The following is a 23,540-nucleotide window of genomic DNA, read 5'->3' as shown; positions in this document are numbered from 1 at the left end:
GGGCCTGCCTCAGCAACTTGACTCCCAACCTCCTCGTCCTCTGGCGCGACCCCGAACCGGGCGGGGGGCCGATCGTCTCGCGCTCCGTGGACATCCCCGAAGGCGAAAACGAGCTATGGGGTCAAGTCTTGACTTGATACTTCTTAGGATCGTTGATGGAGAAGTTGTATCAATTCAAGACTTGACCCCTTCGGGACGGCGACCGCCTTATCCGAAAGAGCTGACTCTTCAAGAGGTCCGGCTCGACTCGTCGACGCTTCCAAAACATACCAACATTGACCCGCTAGGGATTCACTGGTACCGTTTCCCGCGCGAATGCCGAAAACAAGAGCTCCCCGGGGTGGAAAAACAAATCAGAGAGCTTCAAGACGCGTTCGAGTCGTATCCGCCCTTCCGACCGCTGCCTTGACGGTTGATGCGCCCCTTCTTCGTTCTCTCCGCGAAAAGCGAAGGGATCTTTTCACGGTTAAGGATGCATTTTCTGTTATGTGGAACAAGATCAACGTCAAGGACAATCTCAATCTACCGGACTGGTTCATCCTCTATTCTCTCTGTCTGGATTTTCAGCCGGACCTGATTCTTGAGCTTGGCCGCGGTCACGGGAATTCCACTTGCGTTCTTACCGAGGCGGCCAACCGGCTCCCGGGTGCGCGCGTGGTCAGTCTTTGCTGGAGCAGGGATTGGTTCAAGAAGACTCTGCCACTGCTACAGCCGATTCGCCCCGCGAGCTGGTTCGACCGACTGGAAACGCGTGTTGAAGATGTATCCAAGAGCGACTGGCGCAAAGTCATGGATGGGTCCCGACGCGTTTTTCTGTTCTGGGATGTTCATGGGGTCGCGCTGGCCGAGAACCTGATCTCCCGAATCTTCCCGGTGCTGGCCGAACGGGAGTCCATGGTCGTTGTTGATGATTTGGTGGACCTGCGATATTCGCCGGGGCGCGCCGGAATGTTCATGAACGGGAACTCGGGCGAGCGGTGCTACTGTCTCGGGCCCTTCGCGTCGCTGTTTTCCGAGATTCTTCCCCTATATGACTTTGCCAGCCGGAATCAGATTGAACTTCATTCCGCGAGACACGAATGGGAAATGTCCGGATCTTCTGAATGGTTCAAGGAACTGACGGCGCCCCATGACCCGCATGAAGAGATTCGGGGGGAACCGCCTGCGACATTTGCCTATTTCGAGTTTCACGGCGGCCGGGGAGGACGTCATCGACCGGTTTTCCCTCCTGCCACTCCATGGACCTTGATGGACGAAATCAGGTCGAAGTCCCCGCAGAGACTTCTCATCTTTGGGGCAGGTGAAGCCGGTCGCCAGACCCACCGGGCGATTCAAGACGGTGGGGCGGTTATTGAGGCGTTTGTGGACAACGACAAAGGCAAGTGGCAGCAGCAGATTGAGGGAAAGCCGGTTCTCGCTCCTTCACAACTGAAGGAGTTCTCGCCAAGCAACACGGTTGTGGTCATTGCTTCCTATTTTCAGGGACAAATCCTGTCTCAGGTTCGACAGGATGGCTGGCCTCTGCATGCGATCATTCTGGCCGATCCGGTCCAGCCCCCTTGCGTGTCGTGTGTCGAGAAAAACGTCAGGCGAGTGGCGTAACGAATGATTCGCTCGAGTGGGCGGATCCTCTTTTGGGGTCGGGTCTGTAAGCGACGTGATTCGTGGCCCGCTGGAAAAGATAGGGTAGGTATGGTAGGAGCGGGGTATGCCGGTTGAGCGCGTTTCCGAAGTGATCGGGATTTCCTCCAAGGGGTGGGAGGAGGCGGCGATGGAGGCCTATCAGCGGGCGAAGAAAACCATCCGCGGCATCACGAGCTTCGAGGTCACCCGCCAGCACGCGAAGGTCGAACAGGGCAAGATCAAGGAGTACCGGGCGCTGGTGAAGATAACGTTTCTGGTGGAGGAGTAGCCTCCACTTCGGTTTCCCCTTCCTTCGGGATCAGCTCTTCAATCTGCCGCAGCGTCGGCAAATCTCCCAGTTCATTCAATCCGAACAGCTCCAAGAACTCTCTCGTCGTACCGTAGAGCAGGGGATGGCCGGGCACTTCTTTCTTGCCCGCGATCCGGATCAGTTTTTTCTCCAGAAGCGTTGTCAGAACGCCGCTGCAATCCACTCCGCGGATGTGCTCCGCTTCCGCGCGGGTGAGAGGCTGTTTGTAGGCGATGATGCTGAGGGTTTCGAGGGCCGATCGAGACAGGCGCTCGGGCCGGGCCGCGAGGAATTTCTGGACCCACGGACCGAGCGAGGATTCCGTGCGGAACTGGTATCCACCGGCGATGTGCGTCAGGACGATGCCGTGGCCCATCTTGTACTCTTCTTCGAGAGCCAGCAGGGCCTGGCGGACGTTCTCACGCAGGCGTTCCTTGGCCTCGGCGGTGGCCGCATCGGAAGGCTCGGTCGCCGCGCCCGAATCAGGTTCCCCCTGAGGTTGCTCGGGTTTGGCGCGAAGGCTTCGATCGAGGAACGAGGCGATCACCCGGAACGTCAGCGGCTTCGGACTGACGAAAAGCAGGGCCTCGATGATTCGCTTAATGTCCTGGAGTTCCATTATTCCTCCTCCGTATGCGGACGGCGCCGAAGGCTTCCGATTGCAGGGCGACAATGGCCTTCCGGCGGACCAGTTCCAGCACCGCGATAAAAGTCAGCACCAGCTCAAACCGGTTCCGCGCCCACCCGAATAGCTCCTGAAGGTCCAGTTCGTACTTGGTTTCCATCCAGAGCGAGATTTGCTCGATCTTCTGATCGATGGTCATCGGCTCCAGCTCCACGTCGTGGTGGAGTTCTTTGGGGAATTTCTTCTGGGCGTCATGATAGGCATTCAAAAGATCGAAAAAGCCGGCCTCGATTTCCCCTTCCAGCGTGCCCAATTTCTCCAATTCCTCCGGACTCATCGCGTGGGTGAAGGCGTCACGCCCGAGCATCGTGAGGCCGCGCAGTTGATCGGCCGCCTCCTTGTAGAGCTGGTGTTCGAGCAGGCGCCGCATGAGATCTTCCCGCGGGTCCTCTTCATCCTCCTCGAACGCCTCCGGGAGGAGCATGCGCGACTTGATGTAGAGCAGCGTGGCCGCCATGGCGAGGAACTCACTTGCGACATTCACATTCAGGGTCTTCATGAGATCGAGGTACTCGAGATATTGCGTCGTAATACGCGAGATCGGAATATCATAGATGTTGAGCTTTTCTTTTCTGACCAGATGAAGGAGAAGATCCAGCGGCCCCTCGAAGACGTCGAGCTTGATATCCATGCGGGGGCCGGACTCGGCGGGCGGCGCGGCGGATTCGGTCGCTTCGGCCCCGGGGACTCCCGCCGCATTTTCTCCCTCCGGGAGGTCGGCGAGGTCTTCTTCGGTCATGAGGTAGACATGACGGCGCGGCGGACGTCCTGCATGGTCTGTTCGGCGACCACACGCGCGCGGGCGGCGCCGTCGCGAAGGATCCCCATCACTCGATTCCGGTCGGATTCGAAGATCTTCCTTTTCTGCTGGAACGGGCCGAGGGTCTGCTTGAGACTTTCTATCAGGAGACCTTTGTCCTCGACGCATCCCAGGGTGGCGGAGCGGCAATCTTTGTCGATCCGGGCGACTTCGCCTGCGGGGGTGTGAAGTTTGTGGTAGGGGAAGAGGACACATTCCTCCGGATGTCCCGGATCGGTCTTCCGAATCCTCCTGGTGTCGGTCACCATGCTTCTCACTTTCTTTTCAACAACATCCGGTGGATCGGAAAGATAGATCGCATTGTTAAAGCTTTTGCTCATCTTTCGTCCATCCGTGCCAAGAAGTTTGGGCACCTCGGTGAGCATGGGCTGGGGTTCCGGGAGGGCGAGTTTGAACAGATGGTTGAAGCGGCGCACGATTTCTCGGGCGAGTTCGAGGTGGGCCACTTGATCGACCCCGACGGGAACCTTCGTTGCTTTGTAAAGGACGACGTCGGCCGTCTGGAGAACAGGGTAGCCGAGGAACCCGTACATCGAAAGGTCCTTGTCCGGAAGTTGGGACAGGAGGTCCTTATAGCTGGGGTTGCGTTCGAGCCAGCCCAGCGGGGTGATCATGGAGAAGAGGAGGTGGAGTTCCGCGTGTTGTTTCACGTCGGATTGGAGGAAGATCACGCTTTTCTCGGGGTCGAGGCCCGCCGTGAGCCAGTCGATCACCATCTCCACCACACTGTCCTGAAGGCCCCGGGTATCCTCGAATTCGGTAGTGAGCGCGTGCCAGTCGGCCACGAAGAAGAAACAGCGGTACTTCGACTGGAGTTGCACCCAGTTGGTGAGAACGCCGTGGAGATGACCGAGATGTAGTTTCCCCGTCGGCCTCATGCCGCTGACCACCACTTCCTCCATTGAATCCCGGTAGTCTACTGGAATTTTTGCTCCGGCGCAAACGGAATCAAAACAGAGATCCGATGAAGAATTCGAAGACGGGGGTCGGTTCGTCGGCCCGTTTGCGGATGGGGAAGCCCCATTCGAAGCGGAGGGGGCCGATGGGGGAGAACCAGCGGATGCCGAACCCCCAGCCTTGGCGGAGTTTCCGGGGATCGACGAAGTCGCCCTCCTGAAAAACGTTTCCCACGTCGTAGAACACGACCCATTTCAACCCCGCGGGGGGGATCAAAGGGAAGATGATCTCATTGTTGAAGACCGCCTCCTTGTTTCCGCCGAGCGCCACTTCCGCCCGTCGGGAACAGTCGGACTGAAACTCTTCGTCGCCGCACACGATGGTTGTCGGCGTGAGGCTCAGGCTGTTGTACCCGCGAACGGAGCCGAGACCGCCGGCGAAGAATCGTTCGAAGTAGGGCGGCGGCACCGAGCCGATCTGTTGGAGATAGGCGCCGCGGAGGCGGGTGGAATAGACGATCTTGAAGAGCAGCGGGATGTACCACGAGGAGGAGCCTTCGTACTTGGCGAAATTGAAATCGCTGCCCATGGCGTCATGCGCGAGTTGGACGCTGGCGGAGTTGAGCGAACCGCTGGAGGGATCGAATGGATGGTTTCGGGTGTTGCGCCGTATCGAGAGCTCGCCGCTTGAACTCAGCCCCTTGTAGGGGAATCGGGTGCGCCGCTCGCTGACTTCACTGGTTTTGAGTTCATACGTCCAGAAGAGGCGTGTGTTTTCTCCGATGAGATATCCGGCGCGGACCTGGCCGCCGGTGTTGTCGATGACGAAACCTCGATAGGACCGGGTCTGCGTGCGAAAGGCCTGGAAGCCGAGACTCCAGTTGGTGTCGAGGAAGTAGGGATCCAGGTAGTCGAAGGAGAAGATCTGCGACCGTTTGCTGAAAGAGCCGGATATGGAGAGCTGGTGCCCGTAGCCCAGAAGATTGGCCTGCTGGATCTGCGCCATGAAGATGAAACCCTCGAACGTGCTGTAGCCGCCGGTGACTTGCAACGCGCCGGTCGAGCCTTCCTTCACTTTCACATCGACATCCAGGAGGTCCATCCCGATCACGCGGCGGGTCTGGAAATCCACCTCCTCGAAGAAACCAAGCCGATAGATCTTCTCGCGGCTTTGGCGGAGTCTCGAAATGGAGTAGAGGTCGCCTTCGGCCACTTTCAGCTCCCGTCTCACGACCTTGTCGCGTGATGTGGTGTTGCCCACGACGTTGATCCGCCGGAAGTAGACCTTGTTTCCCTTCTTGATGCGGAAGTTGATGTCCACTTCCCGCTTGTCCTCCCGGATGTCCGTGAGGGGTTCCACCTCGGCGAAGGCATAGCCCAAGTCCCCATATTTCTCCGTGACGGCGAAAATATCCTTGCTGACCTGATCTCGGCTGAAGTAATGGTCCGGTTCGGTGTTGGCCAACTCATCCAGCTCTTTCGGGGTGAATTCCAAGTCACCGGTGAAGGTAACGCTCCCGATCTTGAACCGTTCGCCTTCTTTGACGGCCATTGAAACGTAGATCCATTTCCGGTTCTTGCTGAGTTGGGCCACCGGATCCAGCACCTGCACCTGGATAAAACCGTTGTTGAGGTAGAAGGCTTTTACCTTTTCCACATCGTCCAGAAAGATATCTTTCTGGTAGCGACCCTTGTCCGTGGCCCAGGAGAAGGCGTCGCTCTCCTTGGTTTCGGCCGCCTCTTTGAGCTCATCATCCGTAAACGTCGTGTTGCCGACAAAGTTGATTCTTCGAACCTGGACCTTGTCGCCCTCCGTGGCCTTGTAGTGCACGATGACCTGGTTTGTGGGCTTGAATTCCAGTTCGTAGAGGACCTCGGCCAGATAATATCCCTCCTGCTCGTAGAGTTTCTTGATCGCTTCGAGGTCGCGCTTGAGGACTTCCATGTCGAGAAACGTGCGATCTTTGATCTTGATCGTCTCTTCGATTTTCTCTTTGGCGACTTTCTTGTTGCCGACGATCTTGTGCTCCTTGACGAGGGGTTTCTCCACGATCTTGAAGGTGAGGACCGTGCGGCCCTCCGCTTCGTCCATCAGGACACGGATGTCTTTGAAGTACTTCAGTTTGTAGAGTCGCTTGAGATCTTCACTGACGGTATTCTCATCGAGCTCGGAGCCGATCTTGGACTGGATTTCCCTCAGGAGGATCTCTTTTTCGACTCGTTCGTTCCCCTCAAAGCGGATTTCGGCCAGGAGCGTGGCGGAGTGGGCAGAGTGTTCATGGGGATCGTCCGGTGAGGATTCGCCTTGCGGCGCCGCGAAGGCACGCGCGGTGATTCCGATCAGGAAGAGGACGAAGAAAAGCCTCGGCATGGGGCGGGATTCTGACACAGATGCGCGGGAGACAGAAGTCGAAAACGGGTGGAGAGGCTACTTCAGGGGAGGATGATTCCCGAACAACCCTTGCGATCCACTAGTGGAGGGATGCCGCTTGGCTGGACGATCGCCTGTGCCCGACGCGTTCTGTTCTCTTCCCCTTGTGAGGCTTATCCGTGGGGTAGCCGTAGGCGTAGTAGGCGTACTGGGGGTACATGGCCAGTCTGATGGGTTTCTTGTGATTCATGACCAGACCGAGAAGGGGGACCTTGGCGAGTTTGAATTGATCGAGATTGCGCTTGAAGGCGGTGCGCGCCGTTTCTCCGGAGGAGTAGACGACAATCACGCCATCGGTCTGCCTGGAAATGGCCACCGCGTCGGACACCATGTGGGCCGGCGGGCTGTCCATGATGACCACGTCGAAGCTTGACCGCACCTCCTCAAGGATCTGGCCGAATCGGGCGGATTCAATCAGGGGCAAGGGATTCCGAATGGCCCCTCCGGCGGGGAGAATGTGGAAACGGGAGGGGTTTTTCATGCGGAGAACGCCTCGCCGCCAGTCCTCACCGTTCTGAAGGGCGGGAAGAATACCCGGCTCGAGGGGCAGGTCCAAATAGCGGTTGATGCAGGGATGCCGCAGATTGCAGTCGATGAGGAGCACTGAAAGGCCGGCCTCGGCAAATGCCCGGGCAATGCTACAGGACACGACGCTCTTCCCCTCCTGAGGCTGAGTACTGGTAACCAGGAAGGTGCGTCCCTGTTTCCTGCCATTTTGGAGATCGATCTTGGTGCGGATCGTCCTGAAGGCCTCCTGGAATCCGGCCCAAGCCGGATCGAGGGGAGCGTGGCCGTTTCCGTTCGCGGGTTCGACCGTGTGGGGCATGGCGAAATTGCGGACAAAGGGCACGCCTCCGAGAACGCCCACGCTTGCAACCCGTTCAAGGTCGGGTATCGTCCCGACCGAAGAATCCATGGCTTCCGCGATCATCGTGAAGCTGATTGGAAGCAAAACGACGAGCAGGAGCCCGAGCATGAGGAACCGCTTCGGATCCGGTTTCACCGGGCGGCGGGGCAGGGTAGGTTCCTGGAGTAGAATGACGTTTTCCGAATTGTTGCCCAGCGTGAGTTCGACCTGCGACAGGCGGCGCTTCATGTTCCCGTAGATTTCTTGATTGAGACTCAGTTCACGCTGAAGAAATTCCTTGTCTTCGTATGGAGAGCCTCCCTCCAAGGCGCGTTTCTTGCCGTCTTCGATCTTGCGTTGGGTGTGGGCCAGGTCGCGCATCGTAAGCTGGTATCGGCTCTGAAGTTTGACGAAGCGGTCCAACACCTCCGGGCGCGCGCTGATGAGTTGGGAAGCCGGATCTCCCACCGTTTTGCCGCCCAGGATGCGGTTCACGTAGGCGAGCGTCGCGTCGATTTCCATGACCTTGGGGTGCCGGCGAGTGTAGCGGGCGAGGAGCGCCCGGCGCTCGATTTCGAGGTTCTTCTTCTCCTCGGCAAGCGACTTCAGCGTCTGCTCCTTCTGCTGAATGAGGTTTCGCAGTTCTCCTTGGAGCGACTCCGTGTCGCCGAACGAATCCATCAACGTCTTCTGCTCGAGGATCTTCTTTTCGAGGCTGTCGATCTGTTCGAGCAGGTATCGGCGGAGGGACTGGTCGGTGCGCTGACGCGTCCGCAGATCGTTCAATTGGTACACGTCCGTGATGGTCGTGGCGACCTGAACCGCGAATTCGGGTTTGGGAGCCCGCACGACGAGCTCGAAAATATTCGTCTTGCCGATTTTTCGGGCCGTGACGTCGCGCTGGAATCTCTGCACGATACCTTGGGCCGTTTCCGGCCTGGCTCCGGCGGGGATGACGGCGAGCTTCTCCAGGCTCTCCTTAAGGATGGCCTGGCTGGTAATGATCTGTATCTGTGTGTCGAGCGCCTGTTCTCCCGTGGAGCCGAGCAGCCTTCCGATCCGCTCGAATACCTGGGAGGCCTCCTCTTCGGGCGTTTCCGTGAGGTACTGGATTTGCACCGTCGCTTCGTAGATCTTCGGTATGGACACATAGGCGCCGGCGACCCCGATGGCAATCAGCAGCGTGGTGACGACCATGAGCTTGACGTGCTTGGCCAGGATGCCCGAGAGTCGCATGAACATTTCCGGCGTATCGAGATCGGACGAGCGGTTGGGTTCCATGGACTATTTCGCGCCGATGGCGGTCGCGGCGGCCACGCCGGCCGTGAATCCAAGATTGAGCGGGGAAAGCAGGCGGCCGAGGAAGTCCAGGACGTCGGACGTGGTGGTCTCGGGGATGTACAGCACGTCGCCGTTTTCCATCGCCAGGTTTTGGCTCATGTCCCCCTTGTACACCAGGTGATCGAGATTGACCCTGACCACTCGGGGATTCCCGCTCGAATAGCCCTTCACGAGGCGCGCGTGGGAGAGCTTCGCTCCGAACTGGGGCTCATCGCCGAGGGCGAGCGCCTGGAGCACCGTAAGCCCCGTGGCCTGGCGGTAGTAGCCCGGTCGACCGACCATTCCGAGCACGAAGACGCCGATCTCGCCGCCTTGTGGGACGTACAGGGTGTCACCCCCCTGAAGAACCACATCCGACGAGGCGTCGCCTGGCTGGGGAAAGAGGTATCGATTGAGGTCGAGCCGCTCCTCCGTGCCGGTCTTGTGAATGATCTTGGCGGAGGTCAGATCGGCTTTTTCGGTGATGCCCTGGCTGCGGGCGATCACTTCGCGAACCGTGATGGATGCGCGTTCGCCGAGGGGGTAGCGGTCCGGCTTACGGACCTCCCCGATGACCACCACGGGATCGGGGGAGTTGAGAATCACGATGTCGTCCGGCTTCAAACGGATATTGAGGTCGGTGGATCCCGCCCGCATGATGGCGGCCACGTCTACGGTGAGTGTACGGTCCTGCCGGACGAGCCGCGCCTGATGGCCCCCGAAAGGGTCGTATTTCCAGCCGGCCTGTGTGAGGGTTTCCAGAAGGGTGCCTTGGCCGACGAGCGCCACCTGGCCGGCCCTCGGGAGGTCGCCGATGACGAAGACGCGTCGCTCGCCCGGCTTGGCGAGGAAGACGGAAACCTTGGGTTTCTGAAGAAACCGACCAAGTTCGCGCTCCAGAACCTCCTTCACCTGTCCGGCCGTCTTGCCCGTGGCCATGACGGGATCGCCGAGGCCGACCACGAGTGTGCCATCCTCGGACACCGTGTAGGTTTTGGACAGTTCGCCGTAGCCGAGCACTCTGACTTCGACGAGATCGCCCTTGAGAAACTTGTAGTCGCTGACCTGCGGAGCCGTTTCAAAAGCGCGGATTTGATCTCTTAGAATTTTGAAGGGGTCGGCCGCTCCGGGAGGCTGCGAAGTACCCTGCGCGATTCCATCGATTCCTTCAGGGTGCCCTCTCGCGGCACTTCCTCCTTCCTGGAGGTCGGCCGCTCCGGGCTCCTGCCCTCTCGCGGCACTTCCTCCTTCCTGGAGGTCGTCCGATCGACGACTCTCGGTTGTTTTGGGAGCGGAGAGGGCAACCGGCTCCTCGGCAGCGGGCGGGGCGGTCTTGTCGGCCGCGCGGGCGTATCCCGCCATGGCCTGCCCGACGATGACCAGAACGCCCATCGTCCGTGGAAGGCTCCAAGAAGATTTGATGCTCCTACTCATGGTTATCTCCTGTTTCAAAACCGCCATGCGAATTGGTCGGCATTGTGATGAATGAGACGCCACATGTCAAGAACGGCTCTGATCCACGGGCTTACATGGCGCTCGCGGACTGGGCCAGCCACCCCTCCTTGTCGCTTCCGGCGAATTCCATGATGACAAGGAATTGTCGGCTGACATCATCGCCCGTCTGCGCCTTGCGCGCGTCCACGGCGATGGTGAAGACGGCCATGGCGGTGGCCTCCCGGACGGTGACCGTCAGAACGTGCATGGAAACGGAGGGAGAAGTGATCAGTCGGGAGAGTTCGGCCGCGGCTCGCGACAGGTTGGGCACCACTTTGCCGTTCACATTCAGCGTGAATCCCGGCGTGGTCCAGCGGGAGAGGCATGGAACGGCCGCGAGCTGTTCGAGCGCATCGCGGCATTCATCAAGAATGGCCCGAATGGCCATCTCGGCCGAGAGGGTATCGGCGCCGGCCTGAACGGGGCGATCTTCCGTGTCTTCATCCTCCTGCGATTGTTCTTTCTCCTTCGCCGGCTCCTCCGCGGCGGGCTCGGAGGGCCGCGTCGCAGCCTTGGGAGGCCCGGCGGTTGTGGGGGGCGCCGGCTCCTCCCGGGTGGATTTCGACTTTTCCGGCGAGGTGACTCGGAGCGGTGATTCAGGCATCGGCCGTTGCAGGCGAAGATCGGAAAGCCGTTGCATCGACCGTTGCTTTTCGGGCTTCTTGTATCGATCGTCGCCTCCGCGAAGCGGCGATTGAATTCGGCGGCCCTTTTCAGCGCGCAATGAACCGGGGCGCTCCCGAGCGATCCGGTCCCGACCGCTGGATGGAGGCCGGGCGGTCGCCCCCTCCTTCTTATCGATGGCGTTAATCAAAGCCCCTTGACGTCGGGGTTTCGCAAACGCGTTCTCGCGCACGGCTTGGCTCATCTGTTTGCGGATCTCCGGCGGCACACCCGTATATCGGCCCATGATCTCGCGGCGGCCCGTAGTGGGGCTGAGGCGGGCCGCCACCTCAAGCCGTTCCCCGGGGACCACATCGAGCGGCTGCCCGGGATCGGCGGGCGTGGTGACTTCCACCGTCCCGTTCAGGGTTGATACGATCGTGCCTTCCGGAGTTGACTCGACCATGAATACCGTCCCGCGAACCCCCACCGTGGCCGTGGGCGTCTTGATGGAGAAGCGCGCCCCGTCTTTCAGGTTTCCGATGACGCTGATCACCTGCCCCGTTTTCATGGCGATCTCCACCAGCTCGATGCGGTTTGAGAGATCGCGAACCATGGAAGCGAATTGAACGGTCGAATTCGGCGCGATCCGGAGGACGACGTGACGGTCGAGCGCAAGGTCGATGGTGCCCCAAGTGCCGGTCCGGACCGTATTGGCTGACGTGAGGGGGCTCCTCATCGCGACGGTTTGCCATCCATCGTAGGTTGGACCGGAAAAGTCTACGGGCCCTGCATGGCTAAGGATGAGAACGGGGGCCGGAGCGCCTTCCCGCCCGATCTGCGAGTATTGCGAAAGCAGATTCTGGGCCCGACGATGACCGATCCACTTGAGGCCGTTGAGGAGCAAGACCCCACCGGCCAGAAGGGCGAGGGCGGCGACGCCCTGTGTCGCCCAACGTCTAATGGATCCGGCTCCCTTTATTGCCCCCATGGGCCGGGGATTGAATCATGTTTCCAATCCCATGTCTGTGATTGGGATCACAAGGAGGTCAACAACGGGTCGGCTGGGACGACCATCCTTCATGGATCGATACGGTCACCATCTATGGCCCGATCCTGCGGTGGAGATGTTGACAAACAATGATTGTTGACCTACCCTACCTTGGGATGGCATTAGGGAGGGGTTATGATAGGCGAGTAGTGTCAGCGCAGCGGGAGGGGCGAAAATCGTCCCCCGTTCCCCGGAAGGTCTGTGCATGTTCAGGTAGGCGACTGTTGCAGATCCCGCCCGTCTTCGCGATCGTGTGCTCTTCCTTTGTTATGTTTGGCTCGTGTGCCGGAGCTGTTCGCAAACCGCCCGATCTCTTGCCTCTGGCGGCGCAGCCGCTCCCGACCGCCGGGGCACAGCCTGTCGAATCCGCCCCCGCGCCCGGCCGGGACTTGGCCGGTGCGACGCAAGGACCTGATGACGGTTCTGTTCGTCGTTCCCGGAGCGGAGCGGAGGGGGCAACGTGGGCGGAGATCTCCTCCTTTCAGAAGGCGACTCGCCGCGGGGCCGCCGAATACGTCTTATACAAGGAGGATGTGATCGAGGTGGAGGTGGCCGGGTACGCGGAGTTTTCCGGCGACTTCGTCGTCCTTGCGGATGGCAACGTGGCGGTGCCGTTCGGCCCGTCCATTCAGGCCGAGGGAGTGACGCTCGATGTTTTTCGGGAGAATTGGGAGCGGGCCATCCGACGGTATGTGGCAAAACCCAAGATTTCCGTGGCGATCAAGAAGGCCGGGCAGAGGATGGTGACGGTGATGGGCGACGTGAGCAAGGCCGGCCGAACGCCCATTCTCGGGCAGGGGACCTTGCTGGAAGTGCTGATGTCGGCGGGATGGAATTATGACGCCACTCTGGCGCAGAACGTGTCGATCATTCGAGGGGGAACGAGCATCCAGTTCCCGCTGGGCCGGTTGTTCGGGACGTCGGAGTTCAAATACAACCTTTCGGTGCAGCCGGATGACATCCTGATCGTCGGGTCGCCGGGGCCGGTGAGGGTCCACGGCGCCGTGGCCAAACCCGCCGTCTTCCCCGTGGGTTCAAGAGGCTGGTTGAGCGTCCGTGAGGTGGTCACGCAAGCGGGCGGACTGACGATCGGCGCGAGTCTCTCGGAAGCCACGGTCGTTCGAAAGACGGGCGAGGAACTGCGGGTGGATCTGAATACGGAACTCTTCCTGCCCGGCGCGGCGCCTTCGGCGCGGCTCGAGCCCGGCGACACCCTTTACATTCCCCACAGCCAGGAAGTGGGCGTGTACGTGCTGGGGATGGTGACCCGGCCGGGTTTGTATCGGCAGCCCGGCCGCATCACGGCGATGCAGGCATTGGCGCTGGCGGACCAGGCCAAATTCGGCGCCGTTCTGAGCAGCACCAAGGTGGTGCGTCACTATGGTTCGGCGGACCAGCAGGTGATCGCGCTCAACCTCGATCGCGTGGTGAGCAAGGGCGATCTCCGGCAGGATTTGGAATTGAACAACGGGGACGTCTTGTTCGTTCCCGAGAGTACGACGTCGGACGCGCTCGACTTTCTCGGTCGGCTTCTCACGCCCCTCTCGGCCGGCGCCGGTGTAGCCTCCCAGGTGCGGATACTTCAGCAGTAGCGGCATGGCGGCGAAAAACGATTCCAACGAGTTGCTGCGCCGTCAGCTCCACGTCCTAGCCAAGCACTGGAAGCTGCTCCCTCTCCTGTTGATCATCACCTTCGGTCTCTACGGCGTCTATTGGTTGTACATGCCCAAACAGTACGAGTCTGAAGCCGAGGTGCAATACCTCGTCGAAACGCCGGCCGGCGAGAAGATCAGCGCCGTGTTGGGACGCCTGGGGGTGGGAACGCCCACGGACGAAGTGCTGGAGACGCAGGCCGACCTCCTCAGGAGCCACGCCCTCTTGGGGCAGGTCCTGGAAAAACTCGGCGTGGTCGATCCGTCCGACCCGCCCGCCGAGCGGGAGCGTCTGATCGAGGAGACCCGAAAAGGGCTGCGTGTCGAGCGGAAGGGGAAAACCAACATTCTCAGGATCGAGCTGCGGGCCCAGGATCCGGAGTTGGTCGTCAAGTTGTTGAACGCGCTGATTCAGACGTTCCAGATTTTCGATGCGAATCAGAAAAGGCAGAGCAAGGTCGGCCAGCGCGAGTACTTGATGGCCGAGATTGAAGGGTACGAGAAACAGTTGGAAGAGGGCCGGTCGCTGCAAGCGGCGGTCCAACGGATTGAGGCCGGCAGCAAGGATGTGGAGGGACTCCGGCAGGCCCGGATGGACGTGGTGAAGGAGATCGACGACGAGATTGCCCGATTGGAGAAAGAAAGAGCCGATCTCAGCCGGAGGTTCCAGCCCGGGTTTCCTCTCTTGGACTCTCTGGGAAGAAGCGTGAAGGCGCTCCAATCGCTCAAGAAGGCCGGCGGCGCGATCACCCCGATCCTATCGGAGGAGGGGTCGGGCCCGACGGGCGTTCTGAGGGGTGTGGTGTTCACCGGTGCCCTCGGAGGCCCCCGCGTGGCCGGGGCCGTGGTGACGACCCGTCCGTCCGGGAAGGTCGCCTACACGGATGAGAAGGGGGACTTCGCGTTCGATCTGCCGTCCGGCACGCACGAAGTCTATGTCTCGGCGAGTGGATACAAGCTCGGCAAGATGACCCGACAGGTGGAGGCGACGACGGAGAAGTGGGCGAGCATCGCCCTTCGGGAAGGAGCGACGGGGTCGGATCGGATGGCCCGAATAGACGGCCAGGTATTCCGCGCGGTTTCCTCCCGGCGCGAACCCGTGGCGGATGCGGAGGTCGAGATCGGCGGCGGGCCGCCGGCGGTGACGGATGGCGATGGCCGGTTCAGTTTTCTCGTTCCGGCCGGCGCCTGGCTTCTGAGGGTCCGGCGTGGGGACGAAATCGGCGAGCGGCTGGTGGTGGCCGATTGGGGCAAGGTCGTGGAGGCCGGCCTCGCGCTGGCGAGGAAGGCGGCTTCATCGTCCCCAGCCATGCCTGCGGCGCCGCTCAAGCCGGAATGGAAGACCTGGCAAACGCGTCTGGAGCAATCGGACCGCCGCATCCAAGCCAAGGAAAAGGAACTGGGAGAGCTGAGGCGGAAGGCTGCGGCGCTGGGACTCGATCCATCCAAGGAAAGATTCTATCTCAACGATCTCGACATCAAAGAGGAGATCTATTTGAATTTCAAGAAACAGCTTGCGGCGGTGGATTTGGCCCTGTCGGACATCTCCTCCAGCATCGTGGTGCTCAGGGAAGCGGCCTCGGCTCGCCTGACGGTCCTGCCGCGGCCCCGGAGAGACCTGCCGAGCGTGCTTCTGCTGTCCATCGTGCTGTTCATGGGCTTGGTTTTTACGCTGGAAGCCCTGAACCCGGCGGTGGAACATCTCGACGAGATCGAAGCTTCCGGGATCAAAGTGCTGGGCGTCGTGCGACATGTGACCCAGCGGCCCCTCGATCTCCTGAAGTCGCCCGATGAACTGTCTCCCGCGGATCGGCGTCACCGCGTGGAGATGGGCGACCTGTGCAGGATGGTCAAAGTCAATCTCGACTCGGCCTCGGACGGCAAGAAGCATCGCGCCATCCTGATGGCGAGCTGCGCCTCGGGCGAAGGGAAATCCACTCTGACGCTGGGCTTGGGCGCCGTGTATGCGCAGTCCGGCTGTCGGACGCTCATCGTCAACGCGAACGTGCGGCATCCCACACTGGACAAGGAGTTGGGCATGGAAGACCTTCCGGGGCTGCTCGAGGTGTTGGAGGGCACTCTGTCGTTCCAGAAGGCTATCGTGCAAACGCCGCTTCCGAATCTTTCCTACCTGCCGGGAAGGATCCGAAGCGAAGCCGAGCTGGCGGGCTACAACGGTCACTTCGAGCGCGAGGCGGCTTCGACACTGGTGGACAACCTCCGCAATGAATTCGATATCGTCCTCTTCGACTCTCCCCCGCTGCTCCGCGTGAGCGACACGCTCATGCTGAGCCGGTTGGTGGATTTCGTTACGCTGGTCTACGCCGCGGGCCAGACCCCTCAGAGCCTCTTCCTTCGCGGCATCGATCTGCTTCGGCGGGCTCACGCGCCGGTCGCCGGCGTCATCCTGAATCACACAAGGCAGAACGTGGGCGAAGGCGTCAAACTCTCGTACTACCCGAAGACCGGGTCCTACTACCCCGCGGAGGTTTGAGCGTCATGAATCCAGACCCCGCCGCCGGCTGGTAGCGACGCATGCGCAAAGGGGTGCCCGGCCTCCTCGGTCTCCTGGGGATCGGCCTGGTGGTCGGCATCGTCGTCGTTTCCGTTTGGAATCGATCGACGGGTTTCCTGGGTTCCTCGGAGAAGGCCTTCCTGAAGGCTCGAGACGTATCCGACTTGTACTCCGTGCTCATGGTTTCCGGGCCGGTTCGCGTGCGGGCCCGGGAGGCGGTTCAGTGGCGGAACGTCTCTCTCTCAACCCCGGTGTACAACGGTGAAGTCATCGAAACGGGCCCGGGGGCCTATGTTGACCTCCTTCTCGGCCAACGGAACTATGTTCGCATCGGAGAAAACACCACCTTGGAGATCACGGGGCGGCGGGAAGAGGGCCTGAGCCGGTATGTCATGGATCTGGCCGAGGGCAAATTGGCGGTGGTGGCCCGCTTCCTCGACGGTTTCGATCTCTTGGTCGCCACTCGGACGGCCGTGGCGGGAGTTCGTGGGACCTCCTTCCTGGTGGAGGCCATGCGGGGTTCGACCAGGGTATCCGTGCTCGAGGGCTCCGTTCGCGTTGCGTCTCGATCGGCTCCGGACCGGCCGATTGTTCTCGGCCCGATGCAGGAAGTGGATGTGGCAAAGGACCGTCCGCCTGAGCCTCGCAGCATCCCTGAAACCGGGATGGAGAAGCTGGGCATCTTGGAACGCATCGAGTACTTCAAGCCGGCCACCCCCGATAGGCCGCCCGGTGCGGCCGACCGATGGAGGGAGGCGCGGCGGGGTCCCGATGTCCGTCAGGAGGGAGGAAGACTGTTCGGCCGGGGGGATCGCCCCTCGGCTAGAGAACGGATGCGGGCTTCGCGGGAGTCACGCTTGTCTCGCCGAGAGGGAACGCGCATGGAACAGGCATCGAAGCGTGAGGGGAGAGAGCCTCGCAAGAGACCGGGGGAGGTCCCGGCGGGCGGGGCTCCGCGGGAGGGCGCGAGAGGCGCGCCGCAGGAGCCATCGCGCGGGAACCGGCAAGCGGCAGGCGGAACGTCTGGGACGAAGGGAGTGTCCCCAGCCGAGGTGGAGACGGTCAAGACGGGGGAGCCGGCGGTTGCGCCCGGGAAGGAAACGCCGGGAGGCGAGCCGGAGAAAGGGCCCGATAGACCGGAGCAGAAGCTGACGCAGGACGAGTCGGGCGCGTCGAAGGCAGACCCCCAGGCGGAGAGGGCCGCGATCCTCCGGTGGCTCGACACCTGCCGCGTGGAAATCTCATCCCTCACGCCGGGCCGATGTTTGGCCTCCGCGGGATCGGATTTCCGGCTCCAGGGCGTCCGGTCGGACTGGGCGCCCGATCAGAACAGCCTCTCTTCGGATGATCTGCGAGCGCTGCTGCCGCAGGCGCGGAACAGGTTGGAAAGCTTCAGTGTGACGTTCTCGGGCGCGAACGTGAATGTAGAAGGCGCGGCGGCCTTCGTCAGCTTCGATCTCTGGGCCGAGGGCGTGAAGAGGTCGACCGGGGAAAAAGTTTCGGAAAGCCATTCGGTCCTCCTCCGTCTCCAGAAGAACTTCGAGACCTGGCGGCCGCTCTGGGCGCGCCTGCTGTAGCCGTCGGTTCTGGATAAACGGTGACAGTATACTCTAATAAGAGGTAATAGAGTATACTGTCACCGTTTATCCCCGTCAGAAGCGGCCGGGATCGGAATACGTGCCGTAGGCTTCGCGGAGAACGTCGGAGATTTCACCCAGTGTGGCATAGGCCTTCACGGCTTCGAGAATGTGGGGCATGAGGTTGGCGCCGTTTCTCTTTGCCGCTCCTTTGAGGTCCGTGAGCTTTTGCAGGGCCGTCCGAGAATCGCGTTCGCGGCGGACCGCCGCCAGGCGAGTGCGCTGGCGTTCCTCCACCTCGGGGTCGATTTTGAGGACGGGAATCTTGAGGCGCTCCTCCATCTGGTACTTGTTGGCGCCGACCATCGCCTTTTCCCCGGCTTCGAGTTGTCGCTGATACCGATAGGAGGCCTCGGCGATTTCCCTCTGCGGATAGCCCTGTTCGATGGCCCTGAGCATTCCACCCATGCGGTCCAGGCGGTGGAAGTAGTCGACGGCCCCGTGTTCGAGGGCGCCGGTCATCGACTCGACGGCGTAGCTGCCCCCGAGGGGATCCACGAAATTCGTCACACCGGTCTCTTCGGCGATGATCTGTTGCGTGCGGAGCGAAACGAGGGCGGATTCTTCGGTCGGGAGGGCGAGCGTTTCGTCCATGGAGTTGGCGTGGAGGGACTGGACGCCGCCGAGCACCCCGGCCATGGCCTGAAGCGCGACGCGGGCGACGTTGTTCAGGGGTTGTTGGGCGGTGAGCGAACAGCCCGCCGTTTGGGCGTGCATGCGAAGCGCCAGGGAACGCGGGTCTTTCGCGTGGAACCGGTCGCGCATCGTGCGTGCCCAGAGGCGTCGCGCGGCCCGGAGCTTTCCGATCTCCTCGAAGAAATCGCTGTGAAGATTGAAGAAGAAGGAAAGGCGCGGCGCAAATCGGTCCACCGCAACCTTTCGTCTGAGCATTTCCTCGACGTAGGTGATTCCGTCGTAAAGAGTGAACGCGAGTTCCTGCATGGCCGTCGAGCCGGCCTCTCGGATGTGGTACCCGGAGATGGAGACCGGGTTCCATCGGGGCACGTGTCGCGCGCAGAATTCGATGATGTCCACGCAGAGCTTCAGCGAAGGCCCGGGCGGGACCATCCATTCCTTCTGGGCGATGAACTCCTTGAGCATGTCGTTTTGGATCGTGCCGCCGACGCGGTCGAACGGCACGCCCTGTTTCTCCGCGACCGCCAGGTACATGGCCATCGCGATGGGCGCCGTGCAGTTGATCGTCATGGAGGTGGTCACGTCCTTGATCGGAATGCCGTCGAAGAGAATTTCCATGTCGCGCAGGGATGAGACGGCCACGCCCTCGCGGCCGACCTCGCCGAGGGCGCGGGGATGGTCGCAATCGAAACCCATGAGGGCGGGCATGTCGAACGCCGTGCTGAGCCCCATCTGTCCGTTGTGCAAAAGGAACTTGAATCGCCCGTTGGTCTCCTCCGGAGAACCGAATCCTGCGAACTGTCGCATGGTCCACAGGCGGCCGCGGTACATCGTCGGATGGATCCCGCGCGTATAGGGAAATTGGCCGGGCCGTGCGATATCCTTTCCCGGATGCGTCTTTTTGAGATCCGCCTGGGTGTAAAGGGGCGGGACCTCCAAATCCGAGATCGTGGAGTAGCGTTTCAGTCGATCGGGTGTGCGGGTCCGCGCCGCTTTCCTAGCCATGAGTCTCGTCCATGCGTTCGGCCCGGCGCATCAGGGTTTGTTTGACCGCTTGGAGTTCGGGGGGGTGGCGCAAGAGGTCCTCCATGGACGTGAATCGATCGGCTTCCATTCCGCACATCTTCAGGCCGGAGACCGTGATCGTGGGTCGATGCACGTTGAGCGCGAACCCGTGGGTGGTGATGGAGCGGCGGACATGAACGCCGATGGACGCGATTTTCAGAGTGCCGTGCCCCGATTCGACCCACAAGCCGGGATGATCGGGATGGAAACGGGCCTCAAGGCCGAAGGTCGCCAGAGTTCCTGAAATAAGCGCCGCCAGCCGATCGATGTAGGTTCGGAGTTTCCAACGCTCTCGCCGGAGATCCAGAATGGGATAGCCGATGATCTGTCCTGGGTGGTGGTAAGTAAGTCTTCCACCCCGATCCGTTTGAGCGAAGCCGACGCCGAGCGGTCGCAGCGATTCGGAACCACCGGGGAGATCCGAAAGGGACTCCGGTCTGCGGCCCGTGGTGACCACCGGTGGATGTTGGAGGAAAAGCCAGAAGCCGGGGTGACCGCGCTCGACGGCGTCGCGGCATTTTTCCTGGAGGGAAAGGGCTTGGCCATAATCCACCTCTTCGAGATCCAGGATCTCGCAGTGGCTGGAATGAGCCGCCGGACGGCGAATGCCGCTCCACCCTTCGACGGGCTCAGGGTGAGCGGTCAGTTGCCGCTCGTGGTGAGCCCCTCGATAGACTCGGGACCTTATGGGGTCCTGAGCCAGTCGAAGGGCTTGTCGAACCATGAGCGCACCCTCGGGAACCGTCTGCTACTCCTCGTAGGATTCTTCCTCCGCGGGATCTTCCTTCGGTTTCGGTTTGGGGCGAACCACCTTCTTGCCGCCCACGCACCGGGCGTACACGAAGGTCTTCTTCTGGAAGAGGAGGAGCCAGAAACGAACCTCACTACGCACCTCGATGTTGGTCAGCGCGGTGCAGCCGTTCGATTCGGCCACGTGCTGAAGGAGATCATTCAACGTGCGGCTGCCGGACACGCGGAAGCCGAACAACAGCCACTCGCTGTCGTCGACCTGCACGAGGGGCGCCCATTTTTCCGTCTTAAAACCTTTCTCCAGTATGAAATCACTGCCTGCGCGATTTTGGAAACCCATGCAACCCATGCCTCCGACGAGGGTCAGGCACAGAAGGCCGAGGATCAGGGGACGGATGGATCCACCCACGGGGTGCACACGCTTCTTATAGGTTACTTCGGTCATTTCGCCTCCTTCTCTTGAGAATCTTTTTGTAACACAAATGAATCGGTTCGTCACATCCTGAGGGCACTGCTCCCGGATGGCGATCACGTCAAAAAGACGCATGATTTGACACTTTGCGTCAACTTGACGCGAGCAGAGGCGGGGGGGATTGACTTTCACCCGGACTTTCTGGTAAAAGCGCTTCCTGACTTGATTTTTCTCGCGCACTCTGGCAAAGGACTTGCTTCCGTCCGCGGTAAGAAATTGAGAATTGCATTGGAAGAACCTGTTGAAAGGAGGTTTCGATAATGAAGATAAGGCCGATTGCAGATCGTGTACTCGTGAAACGGCTGGAAGAGGATCAGAAAACCAAGGGGGGGATTATCATCCCCGATACGGCGAAAGAGAAGCCGGTGGAGGGCCAGGTGGTGGCCGTCGGTGATGGGAAAGTCAACGACGACGGCAAGAAAGTGGGAATGACGGTGAAAAAAGGCGACCGCATCATCTTCAGCAAGTACGCCGGCACCGAAGTCAAGCTCGATGGCGAGGAGCATCTCCTCATGCGCGAGGAGGACATCCTCGGCATCCTCGAGAAATAATAAGGAGGCGAACGACAATGGCAGGCAAAGATATCATCTACAGCGAGGACGCGCGCCGGAAGATTCTGGAAGGCGTGAACTTGCTCGCGAATGCGGTGAAAGTGACGCTCGGCCCCAAGGGTCGGAACGTCATTCTGGAGAAATCGTTCGGTTCGCCGACCGTGACGAAGGACGGCGTGACCGTGGCGAAGGAGATCGAGTTTCAGGACAAGTTCCTGAACATGGGCGCCCAGATGGTGCGCGAGGTGGCCAGCAAGACTTCGGACGTGGCCGGCGACGGCACGACCACCGCCACCGTGTTGGCGCAGTGCATCTACCGTGAAGGCGCGAAGCTCGTTGCCGCGGGCCACAACCCGATGGACATCAAGCGAGGGATCGACAAGGCGGTCGAGACGATCTGCGATGAGTTGAAGAAGATGGCCAAGCAGACCAAGGACCGCAAGGAGATCGCGCAGGTCGGCACCGTGTCCGCCAACAACGACAGCGAGATCGGCGAGATCATCGCCGAGGCGATGGAGAAGGTGGGCAAGGAAGGCGTCATCACCGTCGAGGAAGCCAAGGGCATGAAGACGGAGCTGGAGGTCGTGGACGGAATGCTGTTCGACCGCGGCTACCTTTCCCCGTACTTTGTGACCGATCCCGAGCGGATGGAATGCGTGGTGAGCGAGCCGTACATCCTCATTCACGAGAAAAAGTTGTCCAGCATGAAAGACATGATCCCGATACTCGAAGCGGTGGCCCGTTCAGGGAAGCCGTTGCTCGTGATCGCGGAGGAAGTGGAAGGCGAGGCGCTGGCGACGCTGGTCGTCAATAAAATCAGGGGCACGCTGCCCTGTGCGGCGGTGAAGGCCCCCGGCTTCGGCGATCGACGAAAGGCCATGCTCGAAGACATCGCGATCTTGACCGGCGGAAAGATGATCGCGGAAGAGTTGGGCATCAAGCTGGAAGGCGTGACGCTCCAGGACCTCGGCCGCGCCAAGCGCGTGGTGATCGACAAGGAGAACACCACGATCATCGACGGCGCGGGTTCGAAAAAGGACATCGATGGCCGCGTGAAGCAGATCCGGGCGCAGATCGACGAGACCACGTCGGACTACGACCGCGAGAAGCTCCAGGAGCGGCTGGCGAAACTGGTCGGCGGCGTGGCGGTGATCAACGTCGGCGCGGCGACCGAGTCCGAAATGAAAGAGAAGAAGGCGCGAGTGGAGGACGCACTCCATGCGACCCGCGCGGCCGTTGAGGAGGGCATTGTGCCCGGCGGCGGCGTGGCGTTTATCCGCTCCCTTCCCGCCTTGGACAAGCTGAAGGTGGAACCTTCGCAGCAGTTCGGGGTGAGCATCATCCGTCGCTCGCTCGAAGAACCGCTCCGTCAGATCGCGGGCAACGCGGGACAGGACGGCGCCGTGATCGTGGACAAGGTGAAGAATGAGAAGGGCTCCATGGGATTCAACGCCCAAATCGAGCAAATCGAAGACCTGATGAAGGCCGGGATCGTTGACCCGACCAAGGTCGTGCGCACGGCGCTTCAGAACGCGGCGTCCGTGGCGGGCCTGCTCATCACCACCGAGTGCCTCATTGCCGAGCATCCGGAGGATAAGAAACCGGCGATGGGCGGCGGCGGCGCCCCCGGCGGCATGGGTGGCATGGGCGGCATGGGAGGTATGTACTAAAGCCTTCCCGAGATTCGAAACCACCAAGACGCCTTCCCGCCTTTCCGGCGGGAGGGCGTTTCTATTTTACTTCTCCGTCGCGGTCGTCTGCGTGCTCGGTTCTTCCCTTGGGCACTTGATGAGATGATCACATTCCTGCTTGGGGTTTCGACTCACGACCTAGTGCGTCTAACAGAATGCCGATTCGTAGGGGAGCATCTTCAGATGCTCCCTCTTGTCGGGAGGGTCTGAAGACCCTCCCCTACGCATTCTGTTAGACGCACTTGCAACTCACGAAAGTGTGCTTGCTCCAGGAAGGTGCAGTTTCTTGCGACCTTGATTCGCGGTCCATGATCGGGGCGTTGGTTTCCTTCAATTGACCACATGATCACATGTCCACTTGATTACATTCCTGTGGGATGCTTGACATTCCCTGTGTGTGTGTGTGTTAATCGCATGGCATGGCGGGGGCTGATGGAACGTCGAATGTTGCACGTGAACGCCGGAGAGAGAAATGTCTTTCGAGTCTTGCG

The 23,540-nt window shown here is 60.8% G+C and carries 17 protein-coding genes; 7 read left to right on the top strand and 10 right to left on the bottom strand.

Translation table 11 applies throughout. The annotated features are described in order from the left end of the window. Positions 1 to 486: 486 nt before the first annotated feature. Together HYT87_18985 and HYT87_18980 are read left to right on the top strand one after the other, a co-directional pair. A complete protein-coding gene (locus tag HYT87_18985) occupies positions 487 to 1,602 on the top strand; it encodes a hypothetical protein (GenBank protein ID MBI2061830.1) in 1,116 nt (371 codons plus the stop codon). A 106-nt stretch (positions 1,603 to 1,708) separates the two neighbouring features. Next, positions 1,709 to 1,912, top strand: coding sequence for a dodecin domain-containing protein (locus HYT87_18980; protein ID MBI2061829.1), 204 nt, complete (start codon positions 1,709 to 1,711; stop codon positions 1,910 to 1,912). On the opposite strand, the gene scpB is transcribed toward HYT87_18980, so the two are convergent. The 7 genes from scpB to HYT87_18945 all read right to left on the bottom strand — a co-directional run bounded on the left by scpB (position 1,863) and on the right by HYT87_18945 (position 12,020). Further along, on the bottom strand, positions 1,863 to 2,552 hold the full coding sequence (scpB, locus tag HYT87_18975) for an SMC-Scp complex subunit ScpB (GenBank protein MBI2061828.1): 690 nt from the start codon (positions 2,550 to 2,552) through the stop codon (positions 1,863 to 1,865). The genes HYT87_18980 and scpB overlap by 50 nt on opposite strands. Further along, positions 2,533 to 3,357: a segregation/condensation protein A gene (locus tag HYT87_18970; protein ID MBI2061827.1), complete on the bottom strand. Its 825-nt coding sequence runs from the start codon at positions 3,355 to 3,357 to the stop codon at positions 2,533 to 2,535. Before HYT87_18970 ends, scpB begins: the two co-directional genes overlap by 20 nt. After that, positions 3,354 to 4,340 carry a tryptophan--tRNA ligase gene (gene trpS, locus HYT87_18965; GenBank protein ID MBI2061826.1) on the bottom strand — a complete coding sequence of 329 codons (987 nt, stop codon included), beginning with the start codon at positions 4,338 to 4,340 and terminating at the stop codon, positions 3,354 to 3,356. Before trpS ends, HYT87_18970 begins: the two co-directional genes overlap by 4 nt. A gap of 46 nt (positions 4,341 to 4,386) precedes the next feature. Beyond that, a complete protein-coding gene (gene bamA, locus HYT87_18960) occupies positions 4,387 to 6,705 on the bottom strand; it encodes an outer membrane protein assembly factor BamA (protein MBI2061825.1) in 2,319 nt (772 codons plus the stop codon). Between the two features lie 100 nt (positions 6,706 to 6,805). After that, positions 6,806 to 8,893, bottom strand: coding sequence for a polysaccharide biosynthesis tyrosine autokinase (locus HYT87_18955; protein ID MBI2061824.1), 2,088 nt, complete (start codon positions 8,891 to 8,893; stop codon positions 6,806 to 6,808). Positions 8,894 to 8,896: 3 nt separating this feature from the next. Beyond that, a complete protein-coding gene (locus HYT87_18950) occupies positions 8,897 to 10,366 on the bottom strand; it encodes a polysaccharide biosynthesis/export family protein (GenBank protein MBI2061823.1) in 1,470 nt (489 codons plus the stop codon). A 91-nt stretch (positions 10,367 to 10,457) separates the two neighbouring features. Then, positions 10,458 to 12,020 (bottom strand): FecR domain-containing protein, encoded by a 1,563-nt coding sequence (locus HYT87_18945; protein ID MBI2061822.1) that lies wholly within the window; start codon positions 12,018 to 12,020, stop codon positions 10,458 to 10,460. A gap of 329 nt (positions 12,021 to 12,349) precedes the next feature. On the opposite strand from HYT87_18945, the gene HYT87_18940 reads away from it, so the two are divergent. The 3 genes from HYT87_18940 to HYT87_18930 are packed head-to-tail and all read left to right on the top strand — an operon-like array spanning position 12,350 to position 17,824. Continuing rightward, a complete protein-coding gene (locus HYT87_18940) occupies positions 12,350 to 13,672 on the top strand; it encodes an SLBB domain-containing protein (GenBank protein MBI2061821.1) in 1,323 nt (440 codons plus the stop codon). Positions 13,673 to 13,676: 4 nt separating this feature from the next. Then, complete coding sequence (locus tag HYT87_18935) at positions 13,677 to 16,226, top strand: AAA family ATPase (GenBank protein MBI2061820.1); 2,550 nt, start codon at positions 13,677 to 13,679, stop codon at positions 16,224 to 16,226. A gap of 41 nt (positions 16,227 to 16,267) precedes the next feature. Then, complete coding sequence (locus HYT87_18930; protein ID MBI2061819.1) at positions 16,268 to 17,824, top strand: FecR domain-containing protein; 1,557 nt, start codon at positions 16,268 to 16,270, stop codon at positions 17,822 to 17,824. A gap of 75 nt (positions 17,825 to 17,899) precedes the next feature. On the opposite strand, the gene HYT87_18925 is transcribed toward HYT87_18930, so the two are convergent. Genes HYT87_18925 through HYT87_18915 form a run of 3 tightly spaced genes read right to left on the bottom strand, consistent with a single transcriptional unit; the run spans position 17,900 to position 20,780 of the window. Then, complete coding sequence (locus HYT87_18925; protein ID MBI2061818.1) at positions 17,900 to 19,525, bottom strand: methylmalonyl-CoA mutase family protein; 1,626 nt, start codon at positions 19,523 to 19,525, stop codon at positions 17,900 to 17,902. Next, positions 19,518 to 20,309, bottom strand: a complete 792-nt coding sequence (gene lipB, locus HYT87_18920) for a lipoyl(octanoyl) transferase LipB (protein ID MBI2061817.1) — start codon at positions 20,307 to 20,309, stop codon at positions 19,518 to 19,520. The genes HYT87_18925 and lipB overlap by 8 nt, the downstream gene beginning before the upstream one ends. A 24-nt stretch (positions 20,310 to 20,333) precedes the next feature. Then, positions 20,334 to 20,780 carry a hypothetical protein gene (locus HYT87_18915; protein MBI2061816.1) on the bottom strand — a complete coding sequence of 149 codons (447 nt, stop codon included), beginning with the start codon at positions 20,778 to 20,780 and terminating at the stop codon, positions 20,334 to 20,336. Positions 20,781 to 21,067: 287 nt separating this feature from the next. On the opposite strand from HYT87_18915, the gene groES reads away from it, so the two are divergent. Together groES and groL are read left to right on the top strand one after the other, a co-directional pair. Next, positions 21,068 to 21,358 (top strand): co-chaperone GroES, encoded by a 291-nt coding sequence (gene groES / locus HYT87_18910; GenBank protein ID MBI2061815.1) that lies wholly within the window; start codon positions 21,068 to 21,070, stop codon positions 21,356 to 21,358. A 17-nt stretch (positions 21,359 to 21,375) separates the two neighbouring features. Next, a complete protein-coding gene (groL, locus tag HYT87_18905) occupies positions 21,376 to 23,028 on the top strand; it encodes a chaperonin GroEL (protein ID MBI2061814.1) in 1,653 nt (550 codons plus the stop codon). Positions 23,029 to 23,540 lie beyond the last annotated feature (512 nt).

This window comes from Nitrospirota bacterium, from assembly GCA_016180645.1.
Lineage (GTDB): Bacteria > JACPQY01 > JACPQY01 > JACPQY01 > JACPQY01 > JACPAV01.
Note: the sequence above shows the minus strand (reverse complement) of the source record. Positions and strands in the feature narration are given on the sequence as shown.

What these genes read in the sequence shown, in the direction of transcription:
- HYT87_18985 (MBI2061830.1), top strand. Translation starts at nt 487, where the DNA reads ATGTGGAACAAGATCAACGTCAAGGACAATCTCAATCTACCGGACTGG.
- HYT87_18980 (MBI2061829.1), top strand. Translation starts at nt 1,709, where the DNA reads ATGCCGGTTGAGCGCGTTTCCGAAGTGATCGGGATTTCCTCCAAGGGG.
- scpB (MBI2061828.1), bottom strand. Translation starts at nt 2,552, where the DNA reads ATGGAACTCCAGGACATTAAGCGAATCATCGAGGCCCTGCTTTTCGTC.
- HYT87_18970 (MBI2061827.1), bottom strand. Translation starts at nt 3,357, where the DNA reads ATGACCGAAGAAGACCTCGCCGACCTCCCGGAGGGAGAAAATGCGGCG.
- trpS (MBI2061826.1), bottom strand. Translation starts at nt 4,340, where the DNA reads ATGGAGGAAGTGGTGGTCAGCGGCATGAGGCCGACGGGGAAACTACAT.
- bamA (MBI2061825.1), bottom strand. Translation starts at nt 6,705, where the DNA reads ATGCCGAGGCTTTTCTTCGTCCTCTTCCTGATCGGAATCACCGCGCGT.
- HYT87_18955 (MBI2061824.1), bottom strand. Translation starts at nt 8,893, where the DNA reads ATGGAACCCAACCGCTCGTCCGATCTCGATACGCCGGAAATGTTCATG.
- HYT87_18950 (MBI2061823.1), bottom strand. Translation starts at nt 10,366, where the DNA reads ATGAGTAGGAGCATCAAATCTTCTTGGAGCCTTCCACGGACGATGGGC.
- HYT87_18945 (MBI2061822.1), bottom strand. Translation starts at nt 12,020, where the DNA reads ATGGGGGCAATAAAGGGAGCCGGATCCATTAGACGTTGGGCGACACAG.
- HYT87_18940 (MBI2061821.1), top strand. Translation starts at nt 12,350, where the DNA reads ATGTTTGGCTCGTGTGCCGGAGCTGTTCGCAAACCGCCCGATCTCTTG.
- HYT87_18935 (MBI2061820.1), top strand. Translation starts at nt 13,677, where the DNA reads ATGGCGGCGAAAAACGATTCCAACGAGTTGCTGCGCCGTCAGCTCCAC.
- HYT87_18930 (MBI2061819.1), top strand. Translation starts at nt 16,268, where the DNA reads ATGCGCAAAGGGGTGCCCGGCCTCCTCGGTCTCCTGGGGATCGGCCTG.
- HYT87_18925 (MBI2061818.1), bottom strand. Translation starts at nt 19,525, where the DNA reads ATGGCTAGGAAAGCGGCGCGGACCCGCACACCCGATCGACTGAAACGC.
- lipB (MBI2061817.1), bottom strand. Translation starts at nt 20,309, where the DNA reads ATGGTTCGACAAGCCCTTCGACTGGCTCAGGACCCCATAAGGTCCCGA.
- HYT87_18915 (MBI2061816.1), bottom strand. Translation starts at nt 20,780, where the DNA reads ATGACCGAAGTAACCTATAAGAAGCGTGTGCACCCCGTGGGTGGATCC.
- groES (MBI2061815.1), top strand. Translation starts at nt 21,068, where the DNA reads ATGAAGATAAGGCCGATTGCAGATCGTGTACTCGTGAAACGGCTGGAA.
- groL (MBI2061814.1), top strand. Translation starts at nt 21,376, where the DNA reads ATGGCAGGCAAAGATATCATCTACAGCGAGGACGCGCGCCGGAAGATT.